This is a genomic window from Halodesulfovibrio marinisediminis DSM 17456, assembly GCF_900129975.1.
Classification (GTDB): Bacteria; Desulfobacterota; Desulfovibrionia; order Desulfovibrionales; family Desulfovibrionaceae; genus Halodesulfovibrio; species Halodesulfovibrio marinisediminis.
The window spans coordinates 504,359-527,110 of the sequence record NZ_FSRG01000006.1; the positions used below are offsets into that span (position 1 = coordinate 504,359).

Below are 22,752 nucleotides of genomic sequence, written 5' to 3' on the forward strand. Positions count from 1 at the left end.
GAATTCCGAGTAGTAGAACGAGTACAGCTTTTTTCGAATAAGACACAGTTTGCACGTATTTCTCTCTAATTAACAAAAAAAGCCCGCCATACTGCTATAAAACAGTATGGCGAGCTATCGTATTAGTTATCCCAAGCAGCAGTGACAATACTCATAAGTTCTTGACTATTCTTCACATCCTCAACAGATGTAAAGTCAAGACCATGTTCTGATGCATAGTTAGATAAGTCAGCAACAATCTGGTTTATCTCTGCTGAAGAAAGAGAGCTTCCAGATGCCAATTGAATGTTTTCAATTGCATTCTTGGCACTAGCCTGACCTGCAATTGTTACTTGATCACTTTCACCATAAGAAACAACCAAGTTTTGTCCTTGCATGAAGAAAGAAACATCTTTTTTGGTGATTCCTTTTCCAAACTTAAGAGTGTCAGCCTCTTCATTTACAACACAAGACAATGTGACATTATCTTGAACCATATCTATTCCATCGCCTTTATTGAAGATATAAGTATCTCCACGATGGCTTCCAAGCATCGTATCGTTTCCAGTGCCACCAACAAATGTGGTTTTTGCTATTGTTGCAGAGATCATGTCATGTCCAGCCCCACCGTACACTGTGGCTCCGCCTGTACCCAGAGAAATGCGATCATCTCCAGCACCTCCATCAACAATCACAGGGTCGGCCCCCATGACCATAATGGTGTCCATACCGTCATACCCATTAATAATGGTTGTTTTTCCAGTTGGGGAAGCGACATGGAAGTCTATGCCCTTGGTAAGTTCCACAATGGACAATGCTGAGGATATTTCAAGCTTAGTTCCATCTGCAAAGCAAATTGATTCAATTCCTGCAGACTTTCCTGACTGAGCTCCAACAATTCTGATAGAGTCTGTCTCGTTACCTCTGAAGTTAATGATAAGATCATCGCCATCAGATGAGTAACGCAGATCTTCAATTGCAATTCCAGAACCCAACTTCAACGTATCAAGGCACTTACCCGCAGGATCAACTGACGCTTCAACAATCGTGTCATGACCATCTCCGATATTGAAGATGTAGGTATCGCTACCAGAACCGCCTGTGAGCGTATCGTTACCGATTCCGCCTGTGATGGTGTCATTTCCGCCACCGGCATTAATGGTATCGTCGCCTTCACCGCCAGAGAGGCTGTCTGCTTTCGCACCGGTTGTGATGGTGTCATTTCCTGAACCGCCGTTAATGGTCGCGGTGGTGTCACCTGTAGTAATCGTGTCGTTACCGCCTTTCGCGTTAACAACAGCTAAGTACTTATCAGCAGGTACCACAATGGTGTCATCATTATCAGTAAGTGTTTGACAGGAAACTACAGCAGCGACTGCAATGGATGTTCCATCAGCCAGAACGATTTTTTCAACACCGTGGGAAGGATCAACCAATCCACCGGAAATGCGGATAGAATCGTCATCGTGATCTTTGATGCCGATGATCAAATCGTCGCCATCAGCACTGAAGATAAGGTCATCAGCTGTTACGCCAACGCCAATTTTGATGATATCGACGTCTTTGCAACTGCCATCACAAGCACCTTCATGGATAGTGTCGTTTCCGTCACCAATATTGAAGATATATGTATCACCGCCGGTTCCACCTGTAAGGATATCATCACCAGTGCCACCAGTGATGGTATCGTTGCCGCCGCCAGCGTTAATGGTGTCGTTGTCAGAACCGCCGGAGAGGACATCGTCTTTGGAGCCAGTTGTAATTGTGTCATTACCTGAGCCACCGTTAACTACGGCAATAACATCACCACCTGTGATGGTATCATCACCACCTTTAGCATTAACAACAGCAATAAACTTGTCTGCTGGTACCACGATGGTATCATCGCCATCTGTCGAGATCGGACAAGAAACTACTGCAGCGACCGCAATGGATGTTCCATCAGCCAGAACAATTTTTTCAACACCGTGGGAAGGATCAACCAATCCACCGGAAATACGGATAGAGTCGTCATCGTGACCTTTAATGCCAATGATCAAATCGTCGCCATCAGCACTGAAGACAAGGTCGTCCGCTGTTACACCAACGCCAATTTTGATGATATCGATGTCCTTGCAGCTGCCATCACAAGCACCTTCGTGGATAGTGTCGTTTCCGTCACCAATGTTGAAGATGTATGTATCACCGCCGGTTCCACCTGTAAGGATATCGTCATCAGTACCACCAGTGATAGTATCGTTACCGCCGCCAGCGTTAATGATGTCGTTTTCAGAACCGCCGAAAAGGACATCATCTTTTGAACCAGTTGTAATTGTGTCATTACCTGATCCACCGTTAACTACGGCAGTAACATCACCACCTGTGATGGTATCATCACCATCTTTACCATCAACAACTGCAAGAAACTTATCTGCTGGCACGACAAAGGTATCATTACCATCTGTCAGGATCGGACAAGACACTACGGCAGCGACTGCTATGGATTTTCCATCAGCCAGAACGATTTTTTCAACACCGTGGGAAGGATCAACCAATCCACCGGAAATGCGGATAGAATCGTCATCGTGATCTTTGATGCCGATGATCAAATCGTCGCCATCAGCACTGAAGACAAGGTCGTCAGCTGTTACGCCAACGCCAATTTTGATGATATCGATGCCCTTGCAGCTGCCATCACAAGCACCTTCGTGGATAGTGTCGTTTCCGTCACCAATATTGAAGATATATGTATCACCGCCGGTTCCACCTGTAAGGATATCATCACCAGTACCACCAGTGATGGTATCGTTGCCGCCGCCAGCGTTAATGGTATCGTTGTCAGAACCGCCGGAGAGGACATCATCTTTGGAGCCAGTTGTAATTGTGTCATTACCTGAGCCACCGTTAACTACGGCAATAACATCACCACCTGTGATGGTATCATCACCACCGTTAGCATTAACAACAGCAATAAACTTGTCTGCTGGTACCACGATGGTATCGTTGCCATCTGTCGAGATCGGACAAGACACTACTGCAGCGACCGCAATGGATGTTCCATCAGCCAGAGCAATTTTTTCAACACCGTGGGAAGGATCAACCAATCCACCGGAAATGCGGATAGAATCGCCATCGTGACCTTTGATACCAATGATCAAATCGTCGCCATCAGCACTGAAGATAAGGTCGTCAGCTGTTACGCCAACGCCAATTTTGATGATATCGATGTCCTTGCAGCTGCCATCACAAGCACCTTCGTGGATAGTGTCGTTTCCGTCACCAATGTTGAAGATATATGTATCACTCCCGGTTCCACCTGTAAGAATATCATCACCTGTACCACCAGTGATGGTATCGTTGCCGCCGCCAGCGTTAATGGTGTCGTTGTCGGCGCCGCCGGAAAGGGTATCGTTGCCAGAGCCGGTCGTAATTGTGTCATCGCCGGAACCGCCGTTAACAACTGCAACAACATCGCCACCGGTAATAGTATCGTCACCACCTTCAGCGTTAATGATTGTCACATATTTATCTGCCGGGACAATAATAGTGTCATTTCCGTCAGTAAATGTCTGACAGGAAATCACAGCAGCCACAGCAATAGAAGTTCCATTAGCAAAACATATTTTTTCAATGCCATGCGAAGGATCTGTTATGCCACCAGAAATCCGAATAGAGTCATTATCATGCCCCTTAATTCCAATAATCAGATCATTGCCGTCAACGCTGTAGATAATATCCCCTACAGAAATTCCGACGCCAAGATTAATAACATCGATATCTTTGCTGCCGTTACAGCCACCTTCATGAATAGTGTCGTTTCCGTCACCAATGTTGAAGATGTATGTATCACCGCCAGTTCCACCTGTAAGGATATCGTCACCAGTACCACCAGTGATGGTATCGTTACCGCCTCCAGCATTAATGGTATCGTTGTCAGAGCCACCGGAAAGGATGTCGTTGCTGGAACCAGTCGTAACAATATCATTACCCGAGCCCGCATTGACGATTGTCGTTGCACTCCCTCCAGTAATGGTGTCATTACCGCCACCAGCGTTAACTATTGCTATAAACACATTCGCAGGGATTTGGATAATGTCATTCGCATCAGTAAATGCCTGATAAGAAATTACAGCAGTAAGCTCAATGGAGGTTCCGTCCGCAAAGACGATTTTTTCAATGCCATGGGAAGGCCCTGTAAGAGCGCCTGTAATGCGGATAGAGTCATCGTTGTGGCCATTAATGCCAATGATTAAGTCATCACCATCAACGCGGAAGATAAGGTCACCAGAAGTAACACCAGCACCTATCTTGATGATATCTATATCAGTACATGTATTGCCGCACGCACCTTCTGTAATGATGTCATGACCATCACCAATGTTGAAGATGTATGTGTCACTACCTGAACCACCAATAGTGACATCATTACCGCCACCAGCGTTAATTATATCATCACCTTGTCCGCCAGTGATTTGATCACCTTTTGAACCCGTGGTAATTGTATCATTACCAGCACCACCATCAATTACTGCGGAACTGTCTCCAGTGGTGACAGTGTCATTACCGCCACCAGCATTAATCGATGTAATAAGGTTACTAGTAGGAACGTTAATGATGTCATCATGTTCTGTATAGCGTTGTTGAGAAAGGATCGTTGAAGAAGATAGGGTAGTGCCATCTGCAAACATGAAGTTGTCAATACGGCAATAGATATTACCCATTGCATTAACAATGCGTATTGAATCAGTTGATGTGTTGGTAAAGGTAATTAACCAGTCATTACCATCAAGAGTAAAGATCAGATCGTCTTTTGAGATTCCCTTACCGAAAGAGATTACGTCAGAATTCCATCCAGACGGGTGCTGTTTCGCAACATTGTCATGGATAGTGTCGTGACCGTCACCAATGTTGAAGATATAGGTGTCTTCACCTGCGCCACCATGGATTACGTCATCGCCTGTGCCGCCCTCTATCCTGTTATACCCCCCAGTGACGGTAATATCGTCATCACCAGGCGTTCCTTTCCTTGTATTACTCATAATAACTCCATTAAAAACAATTTAAGAAAAAAATTAATGAATTAATTTGCTCAAAAAAATGAAATAATGTTTTCATAAAATATTATTTAGTTATCCAGTAAACACTGTTCGACATGCAACAAGCGCTATCACCTTGCCAATAAAACCTGAAGAAAAAAATAAGATAACTTTTTAAAATCTTAGAGAAAAAATATTTTAATTAAAAAAGTTAATATTCTCTTATTAAAATAATGATCAAATATTTAAAAACTAGAATTCATATTTATATCTATAAATAAACTTTATTTTATTCATTATGCATCATCTTTAATTCCATAAAAAAAAATTTACTTGCTAAATTTATATATTTTGAATTTCTTGCATATCTATTTTAGTTTTATTTCCAATAATAATGTATTTTAACTGCACCGCTGCAATGCTTTTATACGTTCAATGCTAAAAATAAATAATTTTCAGCAAGCAGTGTGAGAATTATCTATTTTTTTCATCTACCTGATTAGTATGTAAGCAATTACTTCTTTAAATCCATATAGCTTACACTTTAGATACATTTAGATTTCTTTCTTCAAATAGTTATTTCAAAAAGGAAGACTAGACAAAAAAAAGCCCCTCTGGGCAACTGATATGCCCCCCATTAGGTGGACAAGGTAAGAAAGCCCCTCTAGGCTGATGTACCTTTCCACTTAATGGGGGTTTTGCATGAGCAATAGGAAAAACAATAGTTATAGCAGAGAATTCAAAGAGGAAGCTGACGGTATTTGATCGGTGATCAGAGCTACCAGTCCCTAAGTGAAGAACTGGGGATACGTGACAAAAAGCAATTGAGAAATTGGGTTGCTAAGGTGAAGCGTGGCGAGTCCCTTGAAGACATGCGGGGAAAACATACTGGAGGGCGGAAAGGACGCCCGCGAACAACGTTCGCCTCAATTGAAGAAGAATTAGCATATGTTAAGGCTGAACGAGACTACCTAAAAAAGCTATATCGCTCCCGATTCGACAAAGAGTGGGGAGCCGAGTAAAAAGTAATTATTTCAAGATAATTCATACACTTTCAAGCGTACACCCTTTGTCATTATTACTTAGGGCATCAAACTTATCTCGATCAGGATTTTATAAATGGCGCAGACTGAAGGCTAAACGCAAATCCTCTCATGATGGCCACTTAGAGTTGCTAATCACAGAAATTCATTTCCAATGGCCTTTTTATGGCTATCGTCGCATAACGTCGGCTCTTCGTCGCACTGGAATAAGCGTCAACCATAAACTTTGATGAAGGCGTTAGGAATTCAATCTACTATTCGGAAGAGGCGTAAATATTTTGGAAAAAAGGAAGCGCTGTTTTCTCTAATTTGCTGCAACGTGATTTCACCAGTTTAAAACCTAAACAAAAGCTTGCAACAGATATTACATACCTTCCTGTTATGACAGGTTTTCTCTACCTTTCTGCTGTGCAGGATCTGAATAACAATGAGATTGTCAGCTATAAGATTACAAAGAAAAACTCTCTCAATCTTGTGCTTGAGACTGTGACAGCCCTTAAAGGGACAGTCAGTGGTGAAACAATTCTACATTCTGATCAAGGCTTTCAATATACATCAAAACATTACAAGCAAAAACTGCAAGAGATCGGAATACGAGGCAGTCATTCAAGAAAAGGGAATTGCCTGGACAATGCTTGTATCGAATCATTCTTCTCGCATTTAAAGACAGAAGCACTGTCACGTAAGATAACTCTTTCAGAAGAAGAAATGATTGCTCGAGTTGGAGAATACATTACTTTCTACAATAACGAGCGATTTCAAAAGAAATTCGGCCAGCTTTCCCCAATTGAACATCGGGAAAAACTGGCCGCTTAATGCCTAAGGGCTTTTTAGCCTGTCCACTTGACGGGGGTCAGACCAAACACCAGGGGGGCTTTTATACTACATTAGGATTAATTATTTTGAATAATCATTTGAATCAGTGCCATTTGATCTTCTATACCCTCAGGAGACTCAAAAGTGATAACTTGAGAATGCGCAGAATCAGGATGTACAGTGACGGTGTAGTTCACATGATCTTGACTCACATGATCTTGCGTAACCGTTACGTAGTCATCAAAATTAGATGCGGTTAAGTCAACATGACCGCCTGAAACATCGAGCACACTACTTATATTCAAGGTATCTCCATCAGATGCATCAAAGCCTTTGATAGTAATTTCGTCACTATTCTCTGCAATAATAAAGCGATCTGCAGCATCTGTTGTTCCGTTAAGAATATCCATACTTCCATCACTGACTGGGGAATGCACTTCATTAATCGGTTCAGTGGTAACATGTAGATCGTGTGTAACAGAATGCTGAGTAGCAGTGTCCGTCACTTTAATATGCAAAGTCTCATCAGTGGCGTGCGCACCTTCAGCCAATTGAATTTGACCAGTTGCAGCATCAATTGAGTATGAGGTGTCGTCCGCACTTAATTCATTACCATTCTTGTCTACCAAGGAGAATGCAAGATCGTCAGCATCATTCAACGGAGCGGCAGTTGCTACCACATGAGAGCCAAAGGAATCATCATAGTACACGGTTGAAGTTGCAGAACCTTCAGCCCCGGCTGGATGCGATGCTACACTTATATCGTCAAGCAGAATACCACAGGACCCCCTATCATATTCTCTAAATTCAAGGATTGCTGAGCCCCCATCAATATCATATTCCGCAAAATCAATTGTTGCGACAAACTGACTCCATTCATCTCCACAATGAATGTACTTGTCATTTACTTTATGCCCGTTAAGGAACACACTGAATTTTTGCTTGCCGTCAAAGATGCCTGAACCGCTTACTCTTTCCTTATAATAAAATGCTAACGTCGCAGTCGTGGCTCCCTCTTCAAAAGTAACTTCTTGAGTCAAGGTGTTACCAATCCGACCAGACTTTCCATCTACGGAGTCAAGCTCAACGAAGTTACCACTATGAGCAGTTCCCCAAGTTGGGGAATTACCCTCTGCAGATTGAATTTCTATCTTACCCTGATGTATCCTATTACTCCAGTGAGCGCTTCCTTCTTCAAAACCACCATTAAGAACTTCTTCTGTGTTGTACTGCACAAATCCAGAAAGAAGCGGGGAGTTGTGGACGGTGTCATGATGATTGTTTCCTACGTCTGCAACATCTTTAAATGTCGCTCCCGTGCCACCATCATCTAGCACTGCTTCGACATGAATCTGCTTACCCACATCGCTGTTTTGCAGAACATAATCTTCACCTGTTCCGAGTTCATTTCCGTGCTCGTCAAGCCATTTATAGGAAATATCGATATCATCAGAAGCGGAATCTACATCTGTATACTCTAGCTTTGCAGAAAGGGTTGCCCCCACTTCCATAACACCGTTAATTTCAACACTACCTTCAGGGGCTTCATTCACATCTGTGACTAAAACAGGAATAGTCTCTTGAGTAGGGGTTACATCAGAACTTACAGCCTCTACAGTTAATTCATATACAGGGGTTGCATCTACCGATAAAATTTCAACCTGTTGCAGGTTATTTTCTCCACCAGTTGCACCAGTAAATCCAAAGTGAGCAGTAGTGCTATCCCCTAATTGGGCAGATAAATCACCTTTCCACTGAAGAACCTGACCGGAATCCAATGTAGCTTTAAACAGTTGCTCGCTGGCATCCCAAGTGAAAACAACATCATGCCAAGCTCCATCCTCAAGTTCTCCTACAGCAACCACGCTAGGATCATTTTGTGAATGAACAACATTTCCGTCTGTGTGAATTGCCATGTGATCATTACGCAAGTCATTGTGCCCACCATTATGGTACGTATCAAATTCAACGACTAACGCCTTATCAACATCAGCTCCAATAATTCCGCCGTGGTTAGTTTGATCCACGTCAACCGGTTTAGAACGGAGCATGAACGTCATTCAGTCCGCACCATCCTTATTACCGAAGAACATTTTTGCTGTAAGCGTAAAGTCTTTTGTTACGTCAAAAGCTTGCTCTGACCACACAGATCCTTCCTGGCTATTCTCTGCCGTTGTTAACGTGTAAACAGAACCATTATTCTTAGCATCACCAACAGTATCATAGGACCAGCTTGGTGATTCAAAATCTAGCTCCACGCCTTCTTTAACAGTTACGACACCACTCTTAGGATCAATTTCAAACTTATCGTTATGTGTTAACAAACGGTACTTAACGATTGAGTCACCAGCATCTAAGTCTCGAGCATCAAGATCTAAAACAATCCGATCGCCTGTTTTAGTAGCACCATGCACTGTCTTAGGAATCTCAACAGGCTTTAGAGAACTCGTAAATTCTGGGGCAAATTCATTCACATCAGTTACTTCGATTGTAACAGAATCAACAGTTTTATTGCCAGCTAAGTCTGTAACCTGAACTTCTAATGTGCCGCCAGGATTTGAAGATTCTGCATCCATAACACCGGCAGCAATACCAGCTGGAGTTACAGAGATTGAACCACTATCATCAATAGTGAACCAGTCATTGTCATTACCACTTACGATTTCAAATGTTACCTGCTCGTTTGCAGAGACCTTAGCAACATGCTGACCATCGCTGTTTTCAACAACTGGACTGTTCGTAATAGTTACATCTGGAGCAGTCAGGTCGACTGTCATGTCTTTCACCACGGTGTGGTGCAGGTTCTCGTTACCGGCTTTGTCGATGCTGCTTACGGTAAACTCAAGGCTCTTGCCGTCCCAGCCATCTTGCACCGGTACATCAAAGGTGAAAGATTTGTTCGCTATATCCGCTGCGGTCTAAACATGGTGATGACCTGCAAGGGAAGCGGACTCGCCCTCTGCGTATACAGACAGCACTACCTTGTCGCCTGCTTCAAGGCCGGTTCCTTCGAGACTGTATAGCCTGCACGCAGTCGCTTACCTCTTTGATATTAAGGTAACCGCCAGCACCTTCGGATACCTCAAGAACACCATCGGACGGAGCCTTTGTATCAATTATCAAGTCAAGAGCTGTTGACTCTGAAAAATTACCAGCCAAATCTGTTGCTGTTACTGCAAAAGAGTGACTCCCATCTTCCAGAGCTGTTTGACCAGCGCCTAAAAGGCTAAGACTCCAGCTTCCATCACTTCCGGCGGTGGTAGTTCCTACGACAACTCCATTTTCATCAGTAATCGTAACTAAAGAATTAGGCTCCGCAACTCCATTTGCAACCGGAGTCGCATCAGATGTTAAGCCATCTGTAGCATCACTTCCTGAATCTGAATCAATAGAAAGCTGTGAAGGTGCGGAAGGAGCCTGTGTATCAATAACGACTTGAAGGGGCGCTGAAGGATCAGAAGTATTACCATAAGCATCAGCTGATGTAACAGAAACAGAATGGGCACCATCACTCAACTTTGAAGCAGTGTAAGACCAATCACCAGCAGCATTTGCTTTTGCTTCACCAACTGCAACACCATCAATGAACACTGTGACAAGAGCATACGGCTCTGTATTACCAGTAAAAGTTGGAGCTGCAACATTGGTAATATTATCAGAAGAAAAGCGTCCAGAATCAGAGGCTGCGATCATATCAACAACACCTGGAGTTTCTGGAGCAGTAACATCAACAGCCCCATCTTCTAAGACGGCACCTTCAGAGCTATGTACTAACTCAAATGTTCCGGAAGTTTTTTCAAGGGAGTCTCCCCCGCCCAACAACTCTCCAAACCCCTCTTCAAAACCAGCCATCCCACTGGTAAGAGAATTGGCTCCTGCAGATCCGTCCCCCCCCGGCAGCAGTAACAACGTCTGTAACCCCTAACAGTAAATCTTGTAAGGACATCTCGAGGTTATTAATCCGAACGTCGACATGCTCCATAAATTCAGAAAAATTCTGCAATACATAGCTTCCGCCATTTGCAAAAGTGATGACGAGATTTTCTGCATCATCAATAGAATAATCAGCCATCTTAGGATTAAAAGTGATATTAAGATCAGTCTCAGCAATTAATTCAACTTGGTTGCTAGTGCCAGTTTCAGGCACAGGCATATCGATTACTGCATTTAAAGTAACAATAGACATCCCCCCCCAGGGTAGAAAATTATATTAGCTCGTAAACATAGTGTGTTACACCCACTCAAAAAACTACAACAGCCGAAGCTAAAGCAAGTTAGCGCTGTTTACTTTATACTTTTTCAACCGACAACCCATTTTTTTACTCTCAAGAAAACGAAATAGTTGGCTAAAAGTAGGCCATCTGTCCAACGAACTATCCTTTTTCGTAGGCTGCCGACTATCTATTCTGAAATCTATTTCAAGTATGTTTTTTGCACTACTTCAAACAAGTTATTTTCAAATTAACGTTTATAATATAAGCACATTAGGAGCAAAACTGCGGCTCCAACAAATTAATAGCTCCCCTCTGACAGAAAGATTAAACAAGACGTCCTTATTCTTAAAGAGTTTCCCCATCGAGGGCTCGCTCCTTAAGTTGCTCCTTCTCCGCTTCTATTCATTTCGCAAACAGAAAAATTCACACAGCCCTCAATATAAGCTATTGTATAAGATACGACCTAAAAAAGGAGTCTCCCCAATGCTTAAACGGGTTCTAATAGGCTGGGTTGGTCTAATACTGTCTTGCGGAGGGCTTGAAATTGCACTCTACGGACATTACAGCTGGAATTATCGAAATCCAATTGCAACAAGAGTGATGGATGGGCTTATGGGTATCATCGGTATCTACATGATCTTATATGCATTTGCCCCAAACATAGCTCTTAAAATTTCAAAAAAAATATTTAGGCGGCAGGAATAAATCGCAAGACAGCAACTAAACTTACTGCCCATCGTAATATTTAATTCTGATCAGTTGCCATCATATGTTAATGTAAAAAAATCCTAACATTGGAGAACAGATAGTGGGAACTGATTATTCTAAAAACATCCTAGCTGCCATCACAGACGGAATTTATGCTGTAAATAAAGAGCGTAAAATTTTCTTTTGGAACAATTCCGCTGAAAAGCTGACTGGGTATACTTCTGCAGAAGTGCTTGGTGCACGCTGTGCTGACAATCTGTTATGTCATGTTGATGCAAAAGGTACAGAGTTGTGTAGCAATGGCTGCCCTCTTGAACCTGCCATTGAAGATGGAATCTATTCAGAACTAAGTGGTTTTTTTCATCATAAAAGTGGGTATCGCGCACCAGTTACAATTAAAGTTTCTCCATTAAGAAATGATTATGGCAAAATCATTGGGGCAGTTGAAAACTTCTCTTTGGCTACCACACGCAGCACCTTGTTAATAAAGCCTGAAAAATTAGACAATTCTCCTCTCGAAAACAAACTAGCCGAACTGAACAATGAGCATTTCAATAAGACTTCATTACTGAGCATCGCTCGCCGATCATCTCAATATGGATTCCCCTATGGCATCCTATTCGCCGATGTAGATAACTTTAGCTATGTAAGTAAAATTTGGAACCAGTCTGTTGGGTATGACATTATCAAAATGATTGGTAATTCTCTAAATTTTGGAATTCGAACATTTGATACGATTTCCCATTGGGGAGGAGAAAGATTTTTAATCGTTTGCCCTTACTGCAATCATGACGAGCTGGCTTACTTAGGTGAAAAACTACGTATGCTGGTTGAAAATAGCTGGTTTGAATATGAAGGAAATTTCATCAAGGTTACAGCGTCAATCGGCGGTGCAGTTGCCAACCATGAAGAAGAGGTTTTTTCAGTGCTGCAACGTGCAAAAAAACAAATGGACCTTTGCAAGAAAAATGGAAAAAACTTGGTGCGGATCGACAGCTGACCCTGACTCTCCTTATAACGCAAGGACCATTTAACCTACCTCTCCCCCAGCACCATCGATATTAAAAAGCCCCTACTTTTAATCAGATAAAAACTTTTTATACCATCAGCAGCATGCCCTGTTTGAAACCTTTCTTTGCACATAGTTATCCCAAAACGTAACATGCAAGGCCCTCATCAAGGCTCCTCAACTAAATTGAGTCTTGTACCCTTTCTTATTTTTTCTTCTCAAATGTAATACTGCGGTTAACCATTACGTTGCTTATCATCGAACATCCCCCATATGCAGTGCACACTAGGACCAATATAATATTATTAAAGTAAAGCCAGCCCCAGCCTAGAAGGAATAAGACTATGGAACTGCCCTACGTGTTGGAAGTACCTTATTATATGGGAGTACTTATAGGCATAATTGGGATCGTGCTATTTGGCATCGGGGTGTTTTGCTTAGCCACGGCATTTATCTTGCCATTGATAAATCGCAGCCGCATTAACAAGCTACGAAAAAAACATGTCCGGATTTCTAACGTCATTAAGGAACTAACTGTTCTTCTTGAAAAGGATGGAAGTCCCCCCCACGATGCACTCAAGCACGAACAGCCGTCCACGTCTGCTCAACCGCACCAAAAGCTTAACCCAACTGTTGTACCACAAGACAACGCAAAGTCCCCAAAAAAACTCAACGATGAAAATCCGTTTGACATCCCATTGCAAGTTTGGGGCAGTAGTATTGTCCTTATCTTTGCAGGATTTTTCCTATTTAAAAATTCAATGGAAGCATTCATTGGTGTAACTGGTTGGTTATGCTGCTTGATTATGCCATGGGTAAATCGCAACAGTATCAAAAGACTACATGAAGAGACAGAACGACTCGCGACTATCGCAAAAAAGCTAGCAGTTATTCTAAAAAAGAAAGGGCATTCTGTCCCAGACAAACTCAATCCCTCTCCCTTGGCTCCTGCTCAAACATATCCTCACTCAGACTCAACACCAGCAACAGATACAATATCCAGTAGCAACGCTGAACAATCATTTCATACACAGCTAACAGTCTTAGGCGGCTCAATCTTCCTTATGTTTACAGCGTTCTTCCTACTTAATATTTCAATATTAACAATCATTGGAGTGTGCCTTGGGCTATTTTGTTTGACGAATAGAACCCTTATCAACAAACTACTTGAAGAAGCTGAACGGCTTAATTCTATCGTTCAAGAACTAACGACCATTCTTGAAATAGAAGGGAGTTATGCCCCGGAAACGCTTAAGACCGAACTATCTTTGCACGTTACTCCAGCATATGATGTCCCTGCTCCAGCAATCGCAACAGAGAATGCAGTTGCGGATGGCGAGGAGCTAGAATTTACATTCGAAAAGGAAGAGCCTGTTTCAACACCAGATGAAGCTAAACCAACATCAAAGGGTAATATCGGATTTGAGCAACAATTTGGTGTACGGCTTCCGGTGTGGATCGGCGGTATTGCCCTTACACTTTCAGGCTTTTTCCTAGTTAAATATTCAATTGATATGAATCTGCTTACCCCTCCTATTCGTGTCATATTGGGTGGTCTGTTAGGTGGAATATTACTTTATGGTGCAGAATGGGTACGAAGAAAACCACACTTTGCCAACGGCATTCGTATTGCCCAATCCCTATCCGGATCTGGAATTGCAGTGCTTTACGCATCTCTCTTCGCAGCAACCAGTCTTTACCAACTCATTCCATACTTCCTTGGCTTTTTGGGAATGGGAGCAGTTACTGCTATAGCCGTTGCTCTTTCATTAAAACATGGTTCCCCTATTGCATTGCTTGGTCTCATAGGTGGTTTTTGGACACCAGCCTTAGTAGGATCAAGTGCTCCCCACACACTCCCCTTATTTATTTACCTGTATTTATTATTCATCGGCTTAATGACTGTCATAAAACGTAAGAACTGGTGGATACTGTCTATACCTACCTTGCTTGGTGCATTCTTCTGGGTAGTTTTTTGGACAACCAACATATTTACTCAAAGTGATACTGTTTGGCTTGGACTCTTCTTGATTGCAGTCAGTGTCACCATCGTTATCAGTTCAAAACTGTCTTATGAAAAAGAAATAACAGATGTCAGGACAACATCCTATTATACCTCCATCCTAAATTATGGCGGGCTTAGTGGTGCTCTAATACTAATGGGGATTATCACAGGCAAAGCCGGATTTGACGTTCTTGAATGGTCACTATTTGGCTTACTTACAGCTGGAGGTATTAGTCTGGCCTACTTCAATGATCGCTTATACGGGTTTGCACCCTGGGTATCCATGGTCGTAACCATAGGAATGCTCATTGCGTGGAAAACTCCAGATATACACACGTTTGCATTAACACTTACTGCTTTTGCATTAACGTTTGCGGGAGCCGGATATATTTTACTGTGGCGCACTAAGTTGCCACTACTCTGGGCTGGTCTCACTGGAGCAGCTACTATTGTTTTTTATCTACTGGCTTACTTCAAACTGCGGCATACGGGATTGGTAGATGCTATTGCATCATTCTGGACCATCACGGCTATCACGCTTGCAGGGATAGCAGTCTACACAGTGCAAAAAATACGATTCTACTACCAAGACCATCCGTATCAAGACCACTTGCTGGCACTGTTTGCAGCAAATGCAACAGCATTTATCTCCATTGCACTCACCATTGAATTACAACGAGACTTCCTGCCCGTGGCATTCGCAGCAGAAATGTTTGCCATTGCATGGATCAATAGCCGGATACCAATCAAAGCATTACGTCCTATCTGCATGGCACTAGCACTGTCTTTTGTCATCCTGTTACTCCCGCAGCTACATCTACTAGTAACCCTCCTGATGATATCTGGCATATGGCTTGACAAACAACGTGTAATAGAAGGGCTTAGTATTCCTATTGTTCAATGGCCCGCATTCCAGCTTGGTATTCCAGCAACTATGTTTTTGGGTGCGAGCTTCTTCCTCCGACGAGATAACGATGACAATTCGGTACGAACCTTAGAGTTAGCAGCAGTAGTACTGACTACAGTGATGGGATATTACCTGACTCGCCATGCATTCTATGTTGGTCTGGACGACATTCTCTTTGCCAAAGCAGGCTTGCTCCAACGTGGTGTGATCACAAATCTATTGTTTATCATAGGACTAGCATGGTTATTCATTGGTGGACGGTTTGAGCGGATCGCCTTGTCCTTGGGCGGAGCAGGACTATGCATAATTGCTATATTCCGAATCGTATTTTTTGACCTATTAATCCACAACCCACTCTGGGCACACCAAAGAATCGAAGGATGGCTTGTGATTAACAGTCTGCTACTACCTTATGGCCTCCCCCTGCTATGGACATGGATTGCTGGTAGCAAGCTCCCTCTCAAAAATAAGGAGCCGTGGACAAACTGCACACGCGGATTCACGCTTCTGCTACTCTTTGTTTTGATCAACTTGAACGTCCGCTATTTTTTCCATGGAGAATATCTGGATATCGGCATCACAACAAATGCGGAAATCTACACCTACTCCGTCACATGGCTAATACTTGCTGTTTCCCTGCTGCTTGCAGGCGTTGTTTCACAGGTAAAAATGCTGCGCTACGCCTCACTTGGGGTCATGATTTTAACGGTCGGGAAGGTATTCCTCTATGATGCTTCCGAACTAGAAGGTTTGTACCGAGTATTCTCCTTCTTAGGATTGGGAGTAAGCCTGCTTGGCCTCAGCTGGTTCTACACTCGTTTTATTTTCAAAGAGAATGTGCCGCCTCCATCAAAATGAACGAAGGAAGACATTCCTTTAACTAATTGAAAAATAAAATTTACGCTGAAGGACCAGCATGGTGCAGCAACATATCCAGCAGAAAAATTCACACAAACCAAAAGATAAGCTATGATATGAAATACAGCCTTTAACAAGGAGCCCAGAACATGCTTAAAAGAGTCCTAATAGGCTTGGTTGGCCTAATGATAACCTCTAGAGGAGCCCATATCGCGCTCTACGGACATTTCACTTGGGACCCTCGAGATCCAGCACAATCAAAATTGATGGGAGTTCCTATCTGCATCTTCGGCATTGGCATGATTATATATGCAGTTGCTCCAGACTTTGCCCGTAAAATACGAAATATAATATTGGGCAGGGACGAATAGCCCAACCGACTCTTTAATGTGTCCCCTCACATGAATAACGACAGCATACGCGACTTTTTTCTGTATCATGTAATCCTGTTTCTAAATACGATTGAGGGACTCATCCCTATCGGCTTATTTTTTCTTTGTCTTTTAATAGGGTGCATCATACTGAGCAAAATCATTATAAAACGCGCAGAAAAAATTATGTTTAACTGGGTAAAAAATAAGCAGTATCAACTTATCTTTTACAAAAGACAAAGAGCAGTTCGTATCTATTGCGTCTTTTATATCGAAGTCATCACACCATCTGGCCAACTGAAAAAAGGATACATTAGATGCGGGGACTTACTGTTTGGTATCCTCGTCGATACTGTGGATGTTTCATGGAATGAAGTAATAAACACTCCAGCCCCCTAATCCATTGGAACACAAGTCCCCCCCTGCCAACATCACACATTATTCCTCAAAACAATACGACCCGCCGCAACACCCCACCCAGAATGTCAAATCAAAACCCCCCATACAACATTTCACCAAAAGCACAATACCAACTCTAAGTTCCTAATAATCCCCCCAACCACATGCGACATTAAACAATCATTCCATAAAAACAGAGACCTTTAACTAATGATGGATGACGTATCATTAATTAAAGGTCTCTGTTTTACCACTGCGAATTAGATAATGTTTAAAAAACATAAAGTTAGCCTACCACCTGCTTAACACATATCATCTCACAATGGTCCCCTCTTTTTCCATCAGCCTCTGCTTTAAGGCTCATTCTCCCCAACTAACCCAGCTGAAAAAGCCCCATCAGTAAGCTGACAGAAATAGTAAACACTATCCAACAAGCGTAGCAATCTCCCTACGCAACTTTGCTAATACATTATTGAAAGCTTGTTCTGAGTGCAGAATCATATCGAGCTGACGAGTATGCATAAGTAGGTGCCCGATAACATGAAGCCTGCGCTCAATGTCTTCTACTGACATGTTTTCGCACCGTGCTGAAAGCCGGTCTTTAACCACACTTACTCTAAAATCATGCTCATCGAGAATTATTGCTATCAGACGAACTCGCGCATTCTTTTTCTTTAAATCAGCCGCACCACCTGAAAACTTCATACAAATAAAATTCTCTGCAGACACATCCCCACCAAGTGCTTCTACTGTGCAGAAGTGATAACCAAAACGAAACTGCAAGCAACAAAACTTACTGCTTATAAGAAAGTAGTTCCGCATCGAGTACACAGAGCTTGCGTCCGGCACGAGAGATGGATCACAAGTTGATTCTGCTAAAATCGATAAAAAGCTTTTAGCCCTCACTGGGGGTGGTCCTGCCCATTTTACGGCAGTCATTCCTTTCCAGATAGCAAGCATTGGACCGGATGAGATGTTGTCGAATGTAATAAATTTCCCTGTCGGATGCGTAATAAACCCATCATCCAAATCTACAACCCAGTACTGCATAGGGCATTTGTCATACAGCTGCTTAGTCTTGCCGGATGGAATATGCATGTCCCTTCCGATACGAAACATTTCATCAATTGCATACTCATGACAAAAGCGTGTGATGTCATGAAGTGTCCTACAATTTTCTGCCGTAAAATCAGGACTGGTTGGATCAGTTAAGTGCAGCGGAACTATTTTCTCTACTGCTGAGGCAAGCAGTTGATAGACAGGTGTTCCTTTAATCGACCTGCTTTTTCTGCTCCACAATTCCAACAACGCATCTACCTTTCCTGCATATACCTTACGGTATGGTGCATCCAAAGTGACTTCGCCTTTGTACTCAGCCAGATTCTTAACATTTCCCACGCCAAAAATTCCCGGAACCCCATACTCTCTTGCGACACTTGCTAAATGTCCTGCCCGTGAGCCTGTTCCGGAAATCACACCATTTGCTTTTGACAAAAGAGGAGCCCAGCGTGGGGACGCGTATTGAACAAGTAAAATAGCACCCTCTGGAAATGTCAGCGCATCAACTTCCCGTTGAACAAACACCAACTCTCCATACCCCACACCTGTAGAGACAGTATCTCCACCTGAGAGCAGTAACGGCGCATAAACCTCAATTGAATGCTGTATACAAGGAGACTGAGCTAACGGACGACTTTGAAGAAAAAGAATCTTTCTATCTTGAGTAAGCCCCCACTCGATATCCTGAGGATAACCGTAATGCGCTTCTATCTTTGCTGCATCGTGCTGCAACTGCTTTAGCTCATCCAACGTCAACACTGGGGCATACTGCTTTTCCGAAGAAACAGGGACTAGTTCAACTCCATCATCCACAGAAACATACTGCTTCTCTTTGTTGGCAATATCCTGCTCAACAATCGCAGTGCAAGTATCCTGCTCCTTACACATTTTGATGACGTCCGCCGCAACTCTGCCATCCACTACTCCCTTAGGAAGCCCATGAGCAGCATGGATAGTGGACACATTTCGCGAGCAATCAATAGGATCTGTACTATAGATCACGCCGCCAGCAATCATGTCCTGCATAGGCATTATTGCTACACACACAGCTAGATCACGTGGCGCAAGCCCTTTGGCTTTACGATAGGCAACGGCTTCCGGTGAATATTTAGATGCAACAACTTCTTTCCACCCAAACAGAATGTCATCATAAGCAACATTAAGACGGGAAAGATACTGGCCTGCAAAAGCATGGTGTCGACCATCTTCACCAATAGCACTGCTTCTGACAGCAAAATGCTGTGTTGAAGGATCACCAAGCTTTTTAACAAGGCGCACAATCTCAGTAGAAATTTCTTCTGGGACAGGAGCTTTTATAATGTCCTGACGAATTTTTGAGCAGACAGCATAAAGCTCTGTAAGAGACTGGGACGTAACCTGCCGTAATCTCCGGTCACAAACTTCATGGAGTTCATTATGACACATGAACACCCAGAATGCATTGGAGGTGGTTACAATACCATCCGGTACTGGAACACCTACATTGTTCTTCAACTCGCCAAGATTGGCAGCTTTTCCGCCAACAATAAGGGCGTCATCAGCTGTAATATCAGAGAAAGGCACCACTAGCGGACTTTCTGTTGCGGAAGGGATAGTTAACAGCTCGTCATTCAGCGTCTTTTGAATTTCCAAAAAACGTTTCCTGACAGGAGCAAACTTTTCGGGAGAATATCCTTCAATGCACGTAATCAACTGGAACACGGCGGTATTGACGCGCGTAACCTGCGTCCGCACGTACGTCGCATCAAACTCATGCCCTTCTGTTAACGCAAGCTCCATCTGCGCCATAACATCCAGAGCCTTGTTATTCGCGCTGATTAAGCGTTTAAAGTTCGACGCAGCCTTAGAGAACTCTTGCTGTAACGCCTCTTCTCCCATACTTTCAGAGGAGAAGAGGCATTTTGTCGTTTCAGCAAGTTCCTTCAAGCACTGCGTAACGTGATGAAGGATCTTCATTCATTACACTTCCTTTTTTGAACCGCCTTTCATAGCAAGTCCTACACCCTCACATAAGAAGAATAGAGCGTATCCCCACCATAATGTGTACAGAACATAGAAGACCAGTGCAAATGTCAAGATACCATAGCTGGTTGAGGCTTTTCTTGGCTCAATGCCGAAGTAGTTATAACCAACCTCAACTCCCCTAACCATCACTGCATTTACCACTACAGCCTCAGCGAACAACTCTTGGCGTTTCAGGGACTTTTCAGTTTCTGTAAGCGTCTGCCACCATCTGTACATAGCTACTTTAGGAAGCATGCCGTACTTTTTCATAAAGGTGGCTTCATCATTGTAGAACGCTTTATCACTGTCTGTAATGGCTTCAGAAAGCATAGCACCAAGAGAACCATTGTACTCCAATGCTTTAGCATCCTTAATTGTGACAGTACCTACACTGGACAGAAGCAACGCTGCCTGTTCAGCTACTTCCTTACTGCTGTATTCCAAAGTTACAGCAACGGATGTATTTTCAACTGCTTTATTCTGTTCTCTTAACTGACCAATATAGTGGGTAGAACCTTTTGAAATTGAGTTGAACAAATCGTCCGAGGCCTCGAAAGCACACCTGCCGTTACCGTACCAAGGCATGAACAATGCGGCAAAAACACATCCGAAGCTTATGGCCATTGCCAACCCAAGCATAAAACTTTTTCGATCACGAACCAGCATGACTAGTCCCTCCTCAGTGTTGGTATGTTGGTAATAAACTTAGTAATTACCCACAGAGCAAAAATACTTACCACAACAAAGAACGCGTAGTTGCCCCAAGTTGCCATTGTTTTTGCTATCTCAGGAGAGATGTCCAGAATTTCCATTTCCTGCAGTTTTACCGGCAGTGCAAACAGTCGGTTAACAAAACCGGCTAAGATTGCGGTTGCGTAAAAACCGCGGATGTAGATGCCTTTCACAACGCGAGTTGTAAGTGCACCAAGCTGGATACCGAGCAAGGAACCAATAAGCATCCCCATTGCGAGGGTGTAGAAAATAAAGCCGTAAATCGCATACTGTGTGATGGAAGCAAAACCGGCGGTAAAGATGATCTGAAGGATATCAGTACCAACAGTTGTAAAGCTGGACACACCCAGAATGTATACGAACATCGGGAAGGTCAGGAAGCCGCCGCCAACACCCATGATTGCTGCAACAAATCCTACGAATGCACCACAGAGAGCAACGAAAACGCCTGAGATCTGCTTGCCGCCTGGTACCAGATCTTCATCAAATGTGATCATTGGCGGTAAGTTTACACCCTGAAGCTTAGAAGACAGCCCCTGTCCATCTTCAGGGCCGGAACCATGTACATCGCCGCCATCATCATTTTTACGCAACTTCAAGAAGTCATTCAACGCGTAGAACCCAAGGAATCCGAGCAAAACGACATAGATTGCACTAATAAAGGTGTCACTCAACACCGGATTAATTTCATAAAGAGCCCTGTTAACAAGACCGCCACCAACTACGCCGCCCAGCGAACCCACGAGAAACGCTATAGCAAGCTTTGGTGATACGTTACCGAGTTTTTTATGAACTGCTGTTCCCATAATTGCTTTTGCAAAGATATGGAAAAGGTCGGTACCTACTGCCAAGATACCTTTAATACCAGCACTCATAAGAGCCGGAGTGATAATAAAGCCACCGCCGGCACCGATACACCCGGTGATAAGACCTGCAAAAAGACCGATAACAATTGATACTACAAAAATTCCAGGTGTGTAAAAAGCAGGTGAGTATGCCTTTTTTCCGCCCAAAATTTCAGGCATAGCATCGCCGGCCACTGCCAAGGACACAACGATTGCTGGTAACGCCAAAGCCAACAGTATCAACATACGTTTTTTGCTTCGCAGTATATTGTGCGAAACCTCTAGTTCCCACTTCGCGTGCGCTCGCGAAGCTGCCATTAATACAGCATAGAATTTCCTCATAACTTCCTCCTAGATAGCTATCCACACGTTCTAAAAATCTGCCTCTAAGAACGGTGTGAATTATGTACACTTGCTGCATCGTGAACTTTAAACATCAGTTCATCGATGTCGGCAGGCTTAAGCAAATAATCATAGGCACCAAGTGCCATGCCGCTGATAGCAACATCTAAATCCGCATGACCTGTAAGCATGATCACTTCCACATCCGGCATTTTTTCTTTGATCCGGCGTAGTGTTTCAATGCCGTCAATTCCCGGCATCTTCACATCCAGAACAACCACTTTTACAGGTTCTGCTTCCAATTTATCCAAGGCTTCCAAGCCGGAGGATGCAACACTTACAGAAACATTTCTTCGTGCAAGTCTGCGTGCGATAACGGACAGAAAATCCGGTTCGTCATCAACTAATAGTAATTTTAATTCTTCCATTTGCTCACCTCTCCTTTG

15 protein-coding genes are annotated in these 22,752 nt (G+C 43.2%); 6 read left to right on the forward strand and 9 right to left on the reverse strand.

What is annotated here, in order from left to right; all coding sequences use genetic code 11:
• Window positions 1–122 precede the first annotated feature (122 nt).
• Window positions 123–4,997, reverse strand: coding sequence for a beta strand repeat-containing protein (locus BUR09_RS13510; RefSeq protein WP_074217466.1), 4,875 nt, complete (start codon window positions 4,995–4,997; stop codon window positions 123–125).
• 758 nt (window positions 4,998–5,755) lie between these two features.
• On the opposite strand from BUR09_RS13510, the gene BUR09_RS13515 reads away from it, so the two are divergent.
• Genes BUR09_RS13515 through BUR09_RS13520 form a run of 3 tightly spaced genes read left to right on the forward strand, consistent with a single transcriptional unit; the run spans window position 5,756 to window position 6,853 of the window.
• Complete coding sequence (locus BUR09_RS13515) at window positions 5,756–6,016, forward strand: hypothetical protein (protein WP_217694187.1); 261 nt, start codon at window positions 5,756–5,758, stop codon at window positions 6,014–6,016.
• Entirely contained in the window at window positions 6,001–6,267 is a 267-nt protein-coding gene (locus tag BUR09_RS17245; protein ID WP_407645278.1) for an IS3 family transposase, read from the forward strand. Before BUR09_RS13515 ends, BUR09_RS17245 begins: the two co-directional genes overlap by 16 nt.
• 43 nt (window positions 6,268–6,310) lie before the next feature.
• Complete coding sequence (locus tag BUR09_RS13520; protein WP_139296848.1) at window positions 6,311–6,853, forward strand: IS3 family transposase; 543 nt, start codon at window positions 6,311–6,313, stop codon at window positions 6,851–6,853.
• A 77-nt stretch (window positions 6,854–6,930) separates the two neighbouring features.
• Here BUR09_RS13520 and BUR09_RS17160 read toward each other — a convergent pair whose 3' ends face one another.
• From BUR09_RS17160 to BUR09_RS13540, 4 genes are all read right to left on the reverse strand, one after another.
• Window positions 6,931–8,913: an L-type lectin-domain containing protein gene (locus BUR09_RS17160; RefSeq protein WP_074217467.1), complete on the reverse strand. Its 1,983-nt coding sequence runs from the start codon at window positions 8,911–8,913 to the stop codon at window positions 6,931–6,933.
• Window positions 8,914–9,726, reverse strand: a complete 813-nt coding sequence (locus tag BUR09_RS17270) for a lectin-like domain-containing protein (RefSeq protein ID WP_074217468.1) — start codon at window positions 9,724–9,726, stop codon at window positions 8,914–8,916. It abuts the gene before it with no gap.
• Between the two features lie 121 nt (window positions 9,727–9,847).
• A complete protein-coding gene (locus BUR09_RS13535; protein ID WP_074217469.1) occupies window positions 9,848–10,705 on the reverse strand; it encodes an Ig-like domain-containing protein in 858 nt (285 codons plus the stop codon).
• Window positions 10,692–11,039, reverse strand: a complete 348-nt coding sequence (locus tag BUR09_RS13540; protein WP_074217470.1) for a hypothetical protein — start codon at window positions 11,037–11,039, stop codon at window positions 10,692–10,694. The genes BUR09_RS13535 and BUR09_RS13540 overlap by 14 nt, the downstream gene beginning before the upstream one ends.
• Window positions 11,040–11,550: 511 nt before the next feature.
• Between BUR09_RS13540 and BUR09_RS13545 the strand changes: the two genes are divergently transcribed.
• The 3 genes from BUR09_RS13545 to BUR09_RS13555 all read left to right on the forward strand — a co-directional run bounded on the left by BUR09_RS13545 (window position 11,551) and on the right by BUR09_RS13555 (window position 16,554).
• Entirely contained in the window at window positions 11,551–11,772 is a 222-nt protein-coding gene (locus BUR09_RS13545; protein ID WP_074217471.1) for a hypothetical protein, read from the forward strand.
• A 103-nt stretch (window positions 11,773–11,875) separates the two neighbouring features.
• Complete coding sequence (locus BUR09_RS13550; protein WP_074217472.1) at window positions 11,876–12,775, forward strand: sensor domain-containing diguanylate cyclase; 900 nt, start codon at window positions 11,876–11,878, stop codon at window positions 12,773–12,775.
• 353 nt (window positions 12,776–13,128) lie between these two features.
• Complete coding sequence (locus BUR09_RS13555; RefSeq protein WP_074217473.1) at window positions 13,129–16,554, forward strand: DUF2339 domain-containing protein; 3,426 nt, start codon at window positions 13,129–13,131, stop codon at window positions 16,552–16,554.
• A 1,193-nt stretch (window positions 16,555–17,747) separates the two neighbouring features.
• Here BUR09_RS13555 and BUR09_RS13570 read toward each other — a convergent pair.
• The 4 genes from BUR09_RS13570 to BUR09_RS13585 are packed head-to-tail and all read right to left on the reverse strand — an operon-like array spanning window position 17,748 to window position 22,734.
• Window positions 17,748–20,339, reverse strand: coding sequence for a PEP/pyruvate-binding domain-containing protein (locus BUR09_RS13570; RefSeq protein WP_084539490.1), 2,592 nt, complete (start codon window positions 20,337–20,339; stop codon window positions 17,748–17,750).
• A 3-nt stretch (window positions 20,340–20,342) separates the two neighbouring features.
• On the reverse strand, window positions 20,343–21,053 hold the full coding sequence (locus BUR09_RS13575) for a hypothetical protein (RefSeq protein ID WP_074217476.1): 711 nt from the start codon (window positions 21,051–21,053) through the stop codon (window positions 20,343–20,345).
• 2 nt (window positions 21,054–21,055) lie between these two features.
• Window positions 21,056–22,306: a sulfite exporter TauE/SafE family protein gene (locus BUR09_RS13580; protein WP_074217477.1), complete on the reverse strand. Its 1,251-nt coding sequence runs from the start codon at window positions 22,304–22,306 to the stop codon at window positions 21,056–21,058.
• A 44-nt stretch (window positions 22,307–22,350) separates the two neighbouring features.
• Window positions 22,351–22,734 (reverse strand): response regulator, encoded by a 384-nt coding sequence (locus tag BUR09_RS13585; RefSeq protein WP_074217478.1) that lies wholly within the window; start codon window positions 22,732–22,734, stop codon window positions 22,351–22,353.
• Between the last annotated feature and the right edge of the window lie 18 nt (window positions 22,735–22,752).

Coding starts and splice junctions, on each gene's coding strand:
- BUR09_RS13510 (WP_074217466.1), bottom strand. CDS start 4,997: ATGAGTAATACAAGGAAAGGAACGCCTGGTGATGACGATATTACCGTC.
- BUR09_RS17160 (WP_074217467.1), bottom strand. CDS start 8,913: ATGACGTTCATGCTCCGTTCTAAACCGGTTGACGTGGATCAAACTAAC.
- BUR09_RS13535 (WP_074217469.1), bottom strand. CDS start 10,705: ATGGCTGGTTTTGAAGAGGGGTTTGGAGAGTTGTTGGGCGGGGGAGAC.
- BUR09_RS13540 (WP_074217470.1), bottom strand. CDS start 11,039: ATGTCTATTGTTACTTTAAATGCAGTAATCGATATGCCTGTGCCTGAA.
- BUR09_RS13545 (WP_074217471.1), top strand. CDS start 11,551: ATGCTTAAACGGGTTCTAATAGGCTGGGTTGGTCTAATACTGTCTTGC.
- BUR09_RS13555 (WP_074217473.1), top strand. CDS start 13,129: ATGGAACTGCCCTACGTGTTGGAAGTACCTTATTATATGGGAGTACTT.
- BUR09_RS13570 (WP_084539490.1), bottom strand. CDS start 20,339: ATGAAGATCCTTCATCACGTTACGCAGTGCTTGAAGGAACTTGCTGAA.
- BUR09_RS13575 (WP_074217476.1), bottom strand. CDS start 21,053: ATGCTGGTTCGTGATCGAAAAAGTTTTATGCTTGGGTTGGCAATGGCC.
- BUR09_RS13580 (WP_074217477.1), bottom strand. CDS start 22,306: ATGAGGAAATTCTATGCTGTATTAATGGCAGCTTCGCGAGCGCACGCG.
- BUR09_RS13585 (WP_074217478.1), bottom strand. CDS start 22,734: ATGGAAGAATTAAAATTACTATTAGTTGATGACGAACCGGATTTTCTG.